This window comes from Mycoplasma imitans ATCC 51306, assembly GCF_000518305.1.
Lineage (GTDB): Bacteria > Bacillota_I > Bacilli_A > Mycoplasmatales > Mycoplasmoidaceae > Mycoplasmoides > Mycoplasmoides imitans.
In genome coordinates, this window is record NZ_JADI01000007.1 from 64,936 (window position 1) to 79,053 (window position 14,118).

Consider the following 14,118-nt stretch of genomic DNA (forward strand, 5'->3'; position numbering starts at 1 on the left):
TAGAAAAATATTGATAATTAAGAAAGAAAATATGAAAGGAAAATAATGATAGAAATATATATGCAAAAATGAATAAATTAATACTATCAATTGTAAGCTAAAAGTTTAAAAACCAAAAAGTTGACTAAAAAAGGATTGTTATTATTTACGATAAAAGGAGTTTAATTATGAAACTATTAATAATAAATAGAAGATTAAAAAATCATCTTATTCATCACTATCTAGCAGACTTAAGATGCTGCTAGTTTCAATTTTACTTTCAACACGAATCGGAGTCTTATTCGTGTGATCGTCATTATTTTGTTTATGAACAGAAAGTTTATTTTCTAACAGCTTGGGTTGGTTTCAGACATAAGGATTATTGAGATCAGTATTAATTGCATAATCAGGGCGATTGATTAAATCATAAGGATCATATCCTAAGTTGCGATTAGAATGGATCAAACTACTAGTTTTTTTGCCAAGAATCGTAATGATATTATCATTACCATCAACATACTTTGACCCAAACACAATATGGGCGTTTTTGTTGACTGAGGCTTTGATTCTAGCATTAAGCTCATCATACAACCTTCCGGGCAGTTGTTTGCTGAGTTGATAGATGACAATCAACTGGTTAGCATCTAATCAATCTTCGTTTAGTAATTTTTTGTTAACTACTAAGCTTTCTTGGCTACTTAAGAGTTTAATCTCTTTCACCAAGAACTCGTATGCTTGTTGATCATTTTTTTTAAAAAAACTGATCAGATCAGCATAATCTAAGTTGTGAATCGATTGTTCATTAATTAAATTAACGATTGTTTTAATTGATAATCCAATATTATGACTAATCTCTTGACTGCGTACATGAACTGAAAGATGATTTAAGTTTTTATTAATATCATCCATTCTGGTTTGGCTAATCGCGTTAGCATTCTTTAATAGCTCATATAATGCGTCAGTGGCTTTTTCATAACTAATACTACCTTCAGTATTAGGCGGCATTACCACATAAGCCAAGGTCATAATCTTTTTGGTTGCTGCTTTATTAATAATGTAAGTTGAACCAGCACTTCCAGTCCCCTTTCCAAGACCTGCAATCACAATACAGATATCACATTCTTTTAAGATCTCATTTAATTCTTGATCAAAGTATTGCGAGATTGCCATTCTGGCTTTTTCAACATCACCACCAGCACCATTACCAAACGTATAAGGTGAATCGATCAGATATCTGATCGCTTTAGATTTGTTTCTAGCTAATTGGTTAAGATGTTTACAATCAGTATTTAGTTGATAAAACATCAAATTTTCACTAACTAAATCGGGGTATTGTCTTAAGATATCTTCAACAATATTATTTCCAGCACCACCAATTCCAATTACTTTGATCTTGTAGTTTTTCTTATATTTACTTACAAAATATTGGATCTTTTCTTCAACTTCAGGTTGATCTAATTCTTCTTGTTGATTGTTTAATAATTGTTCGTCAAAATAACCCAATTTAATCGGATTAGCATGTGAATCCTTCATCAACACTGCTTCCATTTCTTTTTGCAGTTTGATTAATTGTTCTTGCATTGCCTCTAGACTTTTGTCGGGTTTTTTATCTTTTTGATCGAACATTATTTAAATCTTATCTTAGCTAGAATATTACTTAACTCTTTGTTGATTGATAATAGCATTGCTTTCTTATCACTTTCATGATCGTAGTTGTAATCATGTGGAGTGATCACGTAGTTGTCAATCTTGTTGATTGCGCAATCAAATTCATATTGTTTTTTGATTGCTCAATAAGCTTGCATAAACTTAGCTTTAGCACATGAAAGTTTTGGTGGGTAGAGTTTGCTAATCTCAACATCATTGATCAATTCAGTTTCTTTGTTTAATAAGTTGTTAGCAATTGCGCTATTGCGGTTGGTATTTACAATGATCTGTTTAATTGTTTTTTTAAACTCTCTTTTAATTAATTCCAACTCTTTGTTAATGTGATCAATGATGTAAACTAATTGTTTTTGAATGCAACTATCAAGATCTTGTTTTGATAGGTATTGATAACTTAAAAATTGTACGTTGGTTTTAATTAATAAGTTATATGAACTATCTTCGTTTAAAGTTAATAAACTGTTATTAAAGTAATTATCAACAATTGCAATTAAATCATCATTACGACTTTTAGCATTTAACTTATTAACCACATTTTGCTTAATTTGGTTAATGCCTAAATTAATCTTTTTGCTTACCACATAAGTTTCATTTAGATAAACACTTATGTTTGTGTAATCTTCTAGAATATCAACAACTAGAGTGTCGTTGATATCTTTTAGTTGTTGACTGGTTTGGTAATTTAATTCTTGTGTTGAGATAGCACCAACTATTAGATTAATCTCAGCTAATAGTTCTTTAACTTGTTTAACTAGTAAAGACTTAGTTGTGTAAGTTAGGATTGTTGCGTAATAACTTTTATTAGTTCTTAATTCATCAACTGGTTTTTTAGATGATTCATCGATCGTTTGATAAACTTGGTAACTTACTAATTGTTCAGACGAATTACGTGTTTTTTGGTGATTTAAAACAAACTTTTTAATTTCGTTATCAAATTGTTGCGCACTTAGGTAGTTAATTAAACCAGTATTAATTTGGTTTGATTTAAGATCGTTAATTAAAGCGTCAAAATTAAGAATTACTTTTTGAATTACCAATTTGTGTCGTTGATTAATTTGTTCAATTTGGTCTTGAATCTTTTGAAGTAATAATCTTTGATTAATGATCTTAGTGTTGTCATATAAGTTATTGTTTTCAATAGTTATCTGACGTAATAAATGCATTGATTGGTCAGTGTTTGTTGATAGTACCAAATCAATTTTGTGCTTTGAGAAGTTTAGTGTGCAATAAGTTTGTTTTAAGTTGTACATACTTTAATCGGTGATCTTTTCAAGGACGAATAGTTTTGCTGAACGCGAACGGCGATTGTTATTAAGTTCTTGTTCAGTTGGACTTAGTCCTTTATTAAAGTGGTTATGGTATTTTTTTAGTAATTCGTTGTTGATTGGAATATTGTTAAGTAATGGCGTTGCTGATAAGTTTCTAAAAGCTTTTTTTACGATCTTTTCTTCTAAGGAATGAAATGTAATGATCGCGATTCTTCCATTTTTATTTAAGTAATTTGGAAGATAACTTAGCAGTTTTTCTAAGACTTCTAATTCATTATTAACAGCAATCCGAATCGCTTGGAAATATTTTCTTGCAGGATGTTTTTTTGCATACAGTTCTGATTTTTTAAGATTATTTTTAATTAGTTCTACTACTTCTAAAGTATTTAATTCTTTTTGTTCAAAAGCCTTTTTAAGTGCTACTACAACTCGATAAGGATCTTTAATTTCACCATAGTTGCGCATGATTTTCACTAGTTGATCAATTGATGAATTTTGAATCAATTTGGTTGCATCTAACTCTTGTTCTTGATTCATTCTCATATCAAATCGACCTAAAGAATGATAACTAAATCCGCGCTGTGGTTCATCTAGTTGGTAACTTGATACACCTAGATCAATTAAACATCCATCAATCTTATTGACATTTAATCTTTGCAGATGCTTTTTTAAATTAACGAAGTTGTCATTAACCAGAGATACATTTTCAAACTCACTAAACAACTGCTTGCAATGTGCTATTGCTTGCTGGTCTTGATCAAACCCGATTAATCGACCCTGATCATTAAGTGCTTTGATGATGTTGTAGCTATGACCACCAAATCCAATTGTGAGATCTAAATAAGTTCCGTCCTTTTTTGTTATTAAGTTATCTAAAACTTCTTTTAATAACACCGGATAGTGAATATTATTATTAATGATCATCATCCATTGATTCAGCTAGTTCGTTAAACTTATCAAAGTTAGCTTCATTAAATTGTTCATAAGCATTTAGATCTCATAATTCAATGTGATCTCCCATACCGATGATTACAACTTCCTTATTGAGATTTGCCATCTTTTTAAAGTTTGCTGGAATCAAGATACGGTTGGCGCTGTCGATCTCTACTGTTAGTGAGTTAGCAAATAACAAACGTTTGTAATTACGGTTTTGTTGCTTGTTATTTGATTGACTTAAGAACTTATTTGCGTAGTTTTCGAACTCTTGGTTAGTACGTAATTCTAAACAACCATCCAAACCTCTTGATAGCACTACGTTATCTTGAATTAATGCTCTTAATTTAGCTGGAATGTTTAATCTACCCTTAGGATCGATATTATGTTGATAGTTGCCAATAAACATTGTATCTAACCTCCTATTTGTAGACCTTGCGTACTACTAATATTTTAAATCATTTTTTCCCACTTTCTCACACTTTTTCACACTTTTAAATCATGCGATAGCTAAAACCCTTTATTTTAAAGGAATAAACTGATAAATTTTTTTGTTTACAAACACTAAAAAAATGACCGAAACCGGTCATTTTATCTGAATTTTGATTAATTTGTGGCTATTGGTGGGAGATTATTCGTTTTCATCATAGCGATTCGAATCAAAGAAATTTCCTTCTTGATAAGAATCTGGATCAAAGTGTTTGATTTGAGGAAGATCATCAGTTGATTCGATTCCAAATAGATCAAAGAACTTTTCAGACACATTATATAAGAATGGACGCCCTGGAGTGTCTGCTCGACCAACTTCAATAATTAATTGTTTTTCTAATAAGTTATCTACTAAAGCTAATGAATCTACCCCTCTAATCTCATTAATTCTTACTCTAGTACAAGGCTGATTATAAGCAACAATCGCTAATACTTCCATTAAACTTTTATTCAATGGATTTTTAAACTTCTCAGAAACATAGCGCTGCATGTCTTTTTTTACAGTAGCTTTAGTTAAGATCTTATATCGACCTCCATAGTTTTTAATCGTTAGACCAAAGTTGTTATTTTGATCATAACTGTAGATCATCTCCTCTAATTCTTTAAACAATTGATCTTGATGAATCTTGGGTAAGATCTTATTTAGTTCTTGTAAAGTCATCCCATTTCTTCCAGCAACATAAAGTGCAGCTTGAATAATAGCTTTGGCTGACAACTCTTTAGATTCACTAGATTTCTTAACTACTTGGGTTTGTTCAAGATCATCAACAATTTCACTAGTTTGTTCAATAGCGTTACGCACTGATTGATAAAACTTATCGTTATCATCAGTTTCAAAATCTACAGTAGAGTTACCAATATCTTCAAAAGTAGTTTTTTGTTTTTTTGCAGTTAACTTATCAACAGCTTGAGAAAACTCCTTTTGATCTTCCATAATCTCTTGTGTAGATAGTTCTTCTACTTTAGTTTGTTTTTTTAGATTAAATTTTTTGGTTATCTTTTTGATCTTAGTTTTCATAGCTTATTTACTCTTCTTTTGGTGATTCTTCATTTTGTTCATCATCAAGTTTGATCAAACCAGTGTGTAATGCTTCAAGTTCTGCTTGAGAATCATAGTCTTCTTGCTTGTCATTAATTAGATCATCAAGCTGTTTTACAATCAGATCAGCTTCATATAAAATTTGTTTAGCACTTGGTTTTTTTGTTTTTAGATCAATGATCTCATTGTTTTCATCTAGCAAGTTTTGTTCTTTAGCCTTATTTAGTTTTTCTTGTTCGTCAATCTTACGCTGGTTAATACGGATATTGATTTTTTCTTCAGGTGAGAGCTTTTGATAATCTTCGCGTGAAACATAATACTCACCATATTTTTTCTTTAGGTACTCTTCGCGTTGTTTAAAGAAACTTTTTCTTCTTTCTTCTTGAATCTTTTTAATTGATTCAGCCAATTCTTTTTCATCATGTTGTTGGCGTTCAATCACTTCTTGAATCGATTCTTGATTATAGATGATCGTACTAGGATCAACTAAACAAGCATAAATTAGATCATCATCACTTTTTTGAGATAAATCAATTTTTTGTTCACGGACTAACATTAATAAACAAACAAATGCTGTAACAAAATAGCGTAAGGTTAATTTCTTTGGATCGATCTTTTCAAAGATTTTTTCTAAATCAACAGAATGATCATATTGATTGTTTAGTAATGATTTGATGATTGCTAAAATTTCAGTTTTAACATCTTCGATTGATAGTTCTTCAATAACAATCTTATGCTCAGTGATTGTTTTAATCTTTAGTTTTTCAAACACCCGCTCCATTGCTTTTTTTAGTTTTTTGGGATTAACATAATCAGGTAATGGGGCTTCAAGTAAATCATTACTTGTTAATTTGAAAACATCTCAATCATCTTCTTCTTTAGAAAATAATGAGAAACGTTCTAATTGCATCTTCTGTAATGATGGTAAGAGCTCTGAATAACGTTTATATTCAATGATTCGTTTAACAATACGATCGCGTTCATCGTCGTTATTTAGATCGATCTTTTCTTCACTATCAAAGTCGGGAATCGATAAATCAGATTTAATTCTTAATAGTTCACAAGCCATATATAAATAATCTGAAACCACATCAAGATTAATCATATGCTTGTTAATGTATTCAAAATATTGATTGGCTAACTCGAATAGATCAAGCGCCATAATATCCATCTTCTTATCCTTAATTAAATGAAGCAATAAGTCAAACGGACCACTAAAATGTTTGAATGAGAGATTTAAGAAATCATCATTTAGATTAATATTTAGTTCTTCAATTAAATCTTCTGGTTTTTTAGTATTTGGCTTGCGATTTCAATACTCAACAACAAACTGATCATGAACTTTGGTATCTACTAAACTAAAATCGTCATAATCGATATTAACAAAAAGATCGCATTCATAATCTTGGTTTAATTTAGATACAACTAATTGATCAGCATATTTAAGAGAGTTTTCAATCGTTTTCTTGCCACCAATAATAAAAAGATCAACAATACTAAAATCAATTAACGCTTTTTTAATATCTGAATATAAGAATAATTCATTCTTATTTTTCAATTCGTGTTGATGTTTTTTGCTAATCACGATATTAGCACGATTGTCCAAAATACTGTTAATCGCAGCATAGGTGTTATACCCCATAATGATTGGGTGATTGGTTGTGCTTTCTTTAAAATGTTTTAGTTCATCAGCAATCTTCCATGGAATTTGGTTGTTTTTAGCAATGCCGTGATTGACATCTTCGCACCAGATAAGTTTGATCATAATCGTTAATTTGTTACTTTAATTTTTAGCACATTATATTTTTAAAAATAACTCAGCTTTTCTTATTTTTATTTATAAAAATAGCAAAACAGCTACCAAGATTATTGATAACTGTTTTATTAGATTTTCTTATCTTTGATTATTAAATTCAGCTAGTTGCTTATTGTATGTTTCTTGAATTCGCTCTTTAATACTGTTAATAATGTATGTTGATTCGGTTCGCGAATAATCAATTGGTTTTAGTGGTTTTAAGAATTCGATATAAATCTTATTAGATCTAGCCTTTTTAAACCCTGATTGAACAGGTCTGTTTTTTTCTGAAATCTTTTCCATTCTACCTTGTGAGTTGAATAAACTAAATGGAACGATCGGACAAAAAGCTTTATAAGCAGCTTTAATTGCTCCTGGTTTAAACTCACCTAATTCGTGAGAAAAAACTCTTGTCCCTTCAGCAAAGACACAAACTGAAGTATTTTTTAATAGTTCAATTTCATCTAAAGTAGCCTTTGCTGCTTGTCTGATACTTTTACGATCAATAAAGATGACATCAATTAATGACATAATCTTGCCAATAGATTTGTTTTTTAATTCAGCCTTAGCAACAAAAGTTAGTTCGGTAATTTCTTTTAAATGGTTTGCTAATCAGATCATCACAAACGGATCGATATTTGATTTGTGATTACCAATAAATAAAACCGGTTTTTTAGGAATTAAATCCTCATTTTTTAGTTTAATCTTCAGACCCTTAAAAAAGATTACTCTGCAAGCTAGAATATATACAGTTTTATAACGGTTTTCTTTTGTGTAAAAAGAGCTGTTATTTTTATATATACTAGCTTTGATTAAAGCAATTAAATATCTGAATATAAACTCAATACCAACAAAAGGGAAGATTAAAAAGCTTAATAAACGGATAATGAAATGCATTAAACTCTTTCAGCAACTGCCATTGCTACTAATCTTTGACCTTCGTGAGAGATAGAAAGGTGTAGCTTAATTTTTTCGTTTAAAGAGCATTCATAAGCACCGTGAATTTTACGGATTTCTAATTGAGTGAATTCATCTCAAGTCTTAAGCGCTTTAAAAATCGCTTCTTTTAGTGACCATCTGATCGCTAAGAAGATGTTTTGGTTTGATTCACCAATAACAGTCTTATATTTGTTTTGTTCGTGTTCTGTTAAAAGTTTCTTGATGAATTCATCAGATTTCTTAGCTTGAAATCTATCAATACTTACAACGTCAATACCAACACCGATTATCATGTTTTTTTCCTTATTTATGAAATATTTTTCTACTCTTATTATTATATAATAAACGACTTAATTCGTAAAACTTATCGCTGATGAGATAAGATTTTTTTAATCATGTCGACTTCACTAAAAATTCTGGATACCATATTTTCCATTCTAGTAACCTGACTTGCAATCGCAGATAAAGACATTAAAGACTTTTCTAACTGCGTTGTTTTATTCATGAAAGCCACGCGATCATAACCGTTTTCAATCATCTCTTCAATATGCACACGTTGATCACCATTGATTTGTTTTAACTTTTCAATGTCATCTTGCAGCTTTTTTACGTGTTGTTCGTATTGTTCTAATCGCTTGACTTGGTTTTCATAAAACTTCAAACAATCGATCACACGATCTAAGACTTTATCAACTTCTTGTGAATCATATTCACCTTCATTGTTATATTTAAAAGAGATCTTTTCTAATTCTCTAGCAGTAATTAAATCAATTTTTTTGTTGTTTTGAGCCATTTTAAATTTTTCTTAATATAAACTTTTGTATATTTTAGAATATCAAAAATCTTTTTAGGATTAGATTTATGTCAAACAACACTTATTCAATTAAGAACTTATCAAATGATATAATTAAGCGTTTTGTTGATCAATTAAAAACGTATGAGATTGATAATAATAATAATAATAATGTATTAATTTACAAGCAGTTTAATTATCTAGACTACTTAATTATTAGTGTTTATAAATCAAATAGCATCCTCATTCAATTAACTAAATCAGCTAATTCAACACATTTAGAAGAATTTATTGATAAGTATTGTTTTTGAACAAATAGTAATCAAAATAAACAAGTTAAAAAAACCACTAATAATAAAAAAAGTAAACTAACCAATAATAAGCCTGATTTATCTAACCTAAGTTTGATTGGTTGTGATGAGGTTGGTGTTGGCGAATATCTTGGTCCGATCGTTACATGTTGTGCTTTAGTTAGTGATGATCAAATTGATCAAATCAATCGACTTGGCGTAAAAGATTCTAAACTACTAACCGATGATAAGATTGTAAGTATTGCTAATGAATTAAGAAAATTCATTAAGTTTCAAATCTTTTGTTTTAATCCTAAAAAAGGCGCACTTGAATTTAACCAAATGTATGACCAACTAAAAAATATTAATGCGCTAAAAGCATATATGCACAATGCAGGCTTAAGCTTATTTAAACAAAAATACGGAATTAGCAATATGATTGTTTTGGATCAATTTGTTAATGAAAAAAAATACTACGAACACTTAAATAATTATCAAGTTAGTCCGATCATTAAGATTGATATGATGGAAGAAAAAGCTGAATCTAAGTATTTAAGTGTAGCAGTAGCAAGCATATTAGCTAGAGCTTATTATCTAGAATTATGTAAAAAGTTACTAGATAAGATCAATTATCAAGGCGATTATAAAAAGATGTTAGGCGCTGATAATAAAACCTTTGAACTAATCAAAAAACACATTAAAGCTAATCCTGGTTATAACTGAAAAAAAGTCTTCAAAGTGTTTTTTAAGCCATTTCAAGAATTCTTAGAATCATTAAAATAATAATAGCTTGCTATACAAGATATGTCTTAATTAACTAAAAGAAATAAAAATTCATTTAATCAAATGATTTTTATTTTTTATAGCTAAGTAAAAGATGATATTGCTGATTTTTTAAGTGAAAACAGACCTGTTGAACGTTAATTCAACAGGTCTGTTTTTATTCTTGTAATTTTGGTTCGTTTGGAAACGATTCTTTGAAATAATCTCTTAGTTTAGCAATGTAAGTATCTTGGTTTCTAAATTGGAAAAGCAAGTTCGGATCCAATAAGCCTTTTGTTTCAAAACTTTGAATATTAATATTCTGATCAATGAAAGGATCATTATTAACTAAAACTTTGCTTTGTTTACCATCAACTTCTTGCATTATCTCATTAGCGTTAGGATCAGTTTTATAATAAGTTGTTGATCCTAATCCATAAGCAACCCCTGGAACTTGAAAAAATGGACGTTTGCCCGGATTGTTCATTCGATCTAAATTTCTTGGACTTAAGTAATTATTTCGATCGGGATATACATATCCGTTAGGATCAGTTATTAAACTGCTATCAGCCATTAAAGCAATATGAGCATGAGGTAATCAACCGCCATTTTGATCAGATTCACCTACAACAGCAAACGCATCATTTGCTTTTAAACTAATCGGGTTATCTAATCTAATATCTAAATAAGAATCCTTTTGGTTTTTATTGATTCAGTTTAGTTGTCTATTCACATTACCTTGTTTGTTTAAGATCTGGTTTAATTGGTCTTGTGTTTTTTGACCATCTAAATGGATGATCCCTAGATAAATATATTCAGAAGAAGCAAAATAATCTTCATAAACATCTTGATCAATCAGGTTGCTTAGATCTTTTGCTTTAATTCTTAAAATCACAGATGTTCCAATGCCTGTACCTATATTATCAGATTTTCGGTCAAACACACTAACAACATCAGCATCGACTGGCGCTTTTAATAAGGTGTTAGCATTAACTAAAAGATCTTCACCTAAATGAAGTTGTGCTGGGGTTTTATTGTTAGCATAAAAACCCCTGATCTGTCCATAACCACCAGCAATTACATTTGTGTTATTTAAATATGTAAATAGATCACTACTAATCTTAGATAGTTGTTCTTGACCTAATAAACCTGTATGAAGATCATAGATCTTAGTTGATTGATCAAGTTGTGGATCACTAAACAGATTAAGGTGTTTTTTCACCCCATAGATTTGCTCTAAATCTAGATTGTTAAGTTGTTGTAGATCAGAAGTTGTTTTGATCTTAAACGTTGCGTTTTTATTTTGAACTGAAGGGTTGATGGCTTCAATTATTTTGAATTTAATTAAATTTTCATTTTTAGAAAATGGATAGAAATCATCAACATTAAAGTTGGCAAAATCGTAGTTGGTGATTGATGAAAAATCAGCTAATTGAATATTAAGATTGGCTAAAGCAATTTTTTGATAATCTTGTGCAGTTAATTCTTTATTAATATCTTGATCAAATTGCAGATCTTCACCATAAGAATTAAAATCATTATTTCATTGATATGAACTAAAACCATATGCAATTCTTATTGTGAAATGCAGTTTTTTTAGATCATCTGAAATCTTTACGCTTTTAACAAAAGCACTATATTTTGGTGTGAATGTTTTCTTAGAATTATATGTATTAGCTTGATCAATTTTTTCTTGATCACTTAAACCTTGATATAGATCAGAATTATTGAAATCTTTAAACTCAATTTTTAAACTCTTAAGTTTTGCTTGCGAATATAGTAATAAATCCCCAAGATCAAGATTGTCTAGATCAACTTTTTGAATTGGATGAGATGTTTTAAACTCTTGAATTTTGTTTTTATATTCATCAAATCGAGCATACTTATTATCTGGTTTAAACCCAGCTAAGATAAGATTATATACATGACCTTGATATAGATTGCTAGAAGTTGAATTTGGCAATTGCACTTTTCTTAATATTTCAGTGGGTACTACTAACTGATCGGGGTTGTTGCGATCATAAAAAACTTCATTGTATTTGATATTAAAACTGTAGTTAGTAAAATCATCTTGGCTAACTTTATAATCATCAGCTAGAATTTGTTTAATCTGATCAACTTTTAGTTGTAAATTATTCTTAATAAACTTATTTTTTAAGACATTACCAATTTCCATCTCTGAAGTTTTTGACTCAGGATCTTTTCATTGTAATAGATCAGTAGCATTGTTTAATTTATCAAAGCTAGCTAAATTTATTCCGATTTTTTGTTCTTTCTTATTATCTTGTGGTGGCTTAGAACTGTCTTTGGGTGCATAACAACTAGCTAATGTAGTAAAAGCAATTGGGCTGATAATTACTGCAAAAGATTTAAATAAAGTTCATATAATTTTTGATTTCTTAGATCGTAACACGGTGTTGTCCTTGGATAAAAATTTGATAAACGATGATTGCAACAACAGTTGCAATTACCAACGTAATAATTAACGAAATTAAAAAATGCAATCAGGTATTTTTTAGCTCAGTTTTAATCGTTTGTTTATCGTTATTCTTATCAATCAATAAAAAGATTGTTGAAAAGATTGCAAAAGCAAACGACAAGAAGATATCAAACGTATAGAATTCAAAAAACGATGATAAATAAATGATCACGAATAAAACGATCATACTAACTATTAGATAGTCAATTCGCCTCAATCCTGAAGCGACAGGATTGATCAAACTAATCATCGGAATAACTGCTGTATAAATTAAGATAAAGATAAAATCTTTAAAAGCAAAATAAACCGTTTTTTGATTATCGGTTTTAAATAAGATCTGATTAAAAGCGACCGCTTTAATATATGTTTGTTTACTTTTTGTTATCAAAACATACAAGATATAAAAGCAAATAAAACCAGTCAAAACTCCAACTAATTGCATTGGTAAGATATAACCAAGCCCTTTTAGTGAATCGGTTAAATTACTAGTACTAGAGTTTTTTAAATTAACTATCTGCACAATTGCATCAAATATCACATTGATTGGGTTTAAATAAACAATTGGAAATGAGTCCATTAAAACTCTTGCTCATGCTCAGGTGGAGATTATGCTAATAAAAACAACAAAAACAAAAAACGAACTGATGACTAATTTGTTTTCGATCTTTTTACTACGAATAATCATGAAAACGAACATGATTAAAAACGCCAAAACAAAATTTGCACCAAATTCTGTAATTGCAGTTCCATAATCTCACGTTTTCGTAAGAATATTTAAGCTTCTCATCAAACTACCTTAATCTTTTTTTTAGCTTATAAACAGATTAAATTTATATTAAATTTAAAGCAACCTTATTATATACCCATCTAAAATAAAAGCTGTTCAAAGACAACACTAAAATAAAATTAAGGTCGACCGTGTTTAAACAAAATAAAAAAATATGGTTATGAATTTAATCTAAGTAAATTCATAACCATCTTAGTTTAAGTAATTTAAAGCTTTTTTTACAGATCAGATAAGCTGTCCATTTTTACATCTTGTTTTGCTTCAACTGAAGCAACAAACAATGGTAATGAATGACAATTCATTTTCTTAGCTTTAACTGAAACAGGGAAGCTTACGATCTCTTGGTTGAAATCAGTTACTTTAGTGTTGTAAAGTCTTCTGCTTGCTGAGATTTCAGCTTCGATGTATTGACTGCTACTCATTAGTTCAGCCACGATTGAAGATGCTTTTAGGTTTGGGTAGTTTTCAAACTGTAAATTGATATCACGTGATACTGAGTTAATAATATTTTCAGCATCATTCATTTTGTTCACATCAGTTGTTCCATTTGATAGTGAACGTAATTTGGTAATGTTTTCAAGAGTACCTTTTTCAAACTTCATGTAAGCTTTAGTTTGTTCTAATAGCTTTAATAAAGTATCTTTTCTCTTAACTAGGTTAACATCAATACCACTAGCAGCTTGATTAATTTCGGTTTGCTTGGTTCTTAACATATTACCCCATTGGTATCATTTAACTGTTAAAATGATTCCCCCAATGATTGTTAACCATGATAAACAGTATAAAAACCATCATAAAGCAACATCACCAGATGATGCTTGGGCTTTGAATGTCGTGTTATCAACATTCGGATTAAACCCTTCAGCAGTTTGTTTTGTTGGATCTACTAACATATATCTT

Annotated in this window: 13 protein-coding genes; 1 reads left to right on the top strand and 12 read right to left on the bottom strand. The window is 29.5% G+C overall.

What is annotated here, in order from left to right; translation table 4 throughout:
* Positions 1-207: 207 nt before the first annotated feature.
* The 9 genes from P690_RS0100785 to P690_RS0100825 all read right to left on the bottom strand — a co-directional run bounded on the left by P690_RS0100785 (position 208) and on the right by P690_RS0100825 (position 8,900).
* Positions 208-1,605, bottom strand: a complete 1,398-nt coding sequence (locus P690_RS0100785; RefSeq protein ID WP_027121906.1) for a cell division protein FtsZ — start codon at positions 1,603-1,605, stop codon at positions 208-210.
* Entirely contained in the window at positions 1,605-2,894 is a 1,290-nt protein-coding gene (locus P690_RS0100790) for a hypothetical protein (RefSeq protein WP_027121907.1), read from the bottom strand. Before P690_RS0100790 ends, P690_RS0100785 begins: the two co-directional genes overlap by 1 nt.
* A 3-nt stretch (positions 2,895-2,897) precedes the next feature.
* Positions 2,898-3,836, bottom strand: coding sequence for a 16S rRNA (cytosine(1402)-N(4))-methyltransferase RsmH (gene rsmH, locus P690_RS0100795; protein ID WP_245576642.1), 939 nt, complete (start codon positions 3,834-3,836; stop codon positions 2,898-2,900).
* Positions 3,826-4,254, bottom strand: a complete 429-nt coding sequence (gene mraZ, locus P690_RS0100800) for a division/cell wall cluster transcriptional repressor MraZ (protein WP_027121909.1) — start codon at positions 4,252-4,254, stop codon at positions 3,826-3,828. The genes rsmH and mraZ overlap by 11 nt, the downstream gene beginning before the upstream one ends.
* Positions 4,255-4,476: 222 nt before the next feature.
* The gene (gene scpB / locus P690_RS0100805) at positions 4,477-5,352 is read right to left on the bottom strand and encodes an SMC-Scp complex subunit ScpB (RefSeq protein WP_027121910.1); all 876 of its coding nucleotides are present in this window, start codon (positions 5,350-5,352) and stop codon (positions 4,477-4,479) included.
* 7 nt (positions 5,353-5,359) lie between these two features.
* Complete coding sequence (gene scpA / locus P690_RS0100810; protein ID WP_027121911.1) at positions 5,360-7,138, bottom strand: segregation/condensation protein A; 1,779 nt, start codon at positions 7,136-7,138, stop codon at positions 5,360-5,362.
* Positions 7,139-7,267: 129 nt separating this feature from the next.
* A complete protein-coding gene (locus P690_RS0100815; RefSeq protein ID WP_027121912.1) occupies positions 7,268-8,065 on the bottom strand; it encodes a lysophospholipid acyltransferase family protein in 798 nt (265 codons plus the stop codon).
* On the bottom strand, positions 8,065-8,400 hold the full coding sequence (locus tag P690_RS0100820; RefSeq protein WP_027121913.1) for a holo-ACP synthase: 336 nt from the start codon (positions 8,398-8,400) through the stop codon (positions 8,065-8,067). Before P690_RS0100820 ends, P690_RS0100815 begins: the two co-directional genes overlap by 1 nt.
* A 71-nt stretch (positions 8,401-8,471) precedes the next feature.
* Positions 8,472-8,900 (bottom strand): hypothetical protein, encoded by a 429-nt coding sequence (locus P690_RS0100825; protein ID WP_027121914.1) that lies wholly within the window; start codon positions 8,898-8,900, stop codon positions 8,472-8,474.
* Between the two features lie 68 nt (positions 8,901-8,968).
* Here P690_RS0100825 and P690_RS0100830 point away from each other — a divergent pair, with 68 nt between their 5' ends.
* Positions 8,969-9,973: a ribonuclease HIII gene (locus P690_RS0100830; protein WP_027121915.1), complete on the top strand. Its 1,005-nt coding sequence runs from the start codon at positions 8,969-8,971 to the stop codon at positions 9,971-9,973.
* A gap of 157 nt (positions 9,974-10,130) precedes the next feature.
* Here P690_RS0100830 and P690_RS0100835 read toward each other — a convergent pair whose 3' ends face one another.
* The 3 genes from P690_RS0100835 to P690_RS0100845 form a co-directional block, all read right to left on the bottom strand.
* Positions 10,131-12,407: an MSC_0775 family lipoprotein gene (locus tag P690_RS0100835; RefSeq protein WP_027121916.1), complete on the bottom strand. Its 2,277-nt coding sequence runs from the start codon at positions 12,405-12,407 to the stop codon at positions 10,131-10,133.
* Positions 12,352-13,221 carry an MAG4940 family membrane protein gene (locus P690_RS0100840; RefSeq protein ID WP_027121917.1) on the bottom strand — a complete coding sequence of 290 codons (870 nt, stop codon included), beginning with the start codon at positions 13,219-13,221 and terminating at the stop codon, positions 12,352-12,354. The genes P690_RS0100835 and P690_RS0100840 overlap by 56 nt, the downstream gene beginning before the upstream one ends.
* A 215-nt stretch (positions 13,222-13,436) precedes the next feature.
* Positions 13,437-14,111 carry a LemA family protein gene (locus P690_RS0100845; RefSeq protein WP_027121918.1) on the bottom strand — a complete coding sequence of 225 codons (675 nt, stop codon included), beginning with the start codon at positions 14,109-14,111 and terminating at the stop codon, positions 13,437-13,439.
* Between the last annotated feature and the right edge of the window lie 7 nt (positions 14,112-14,118).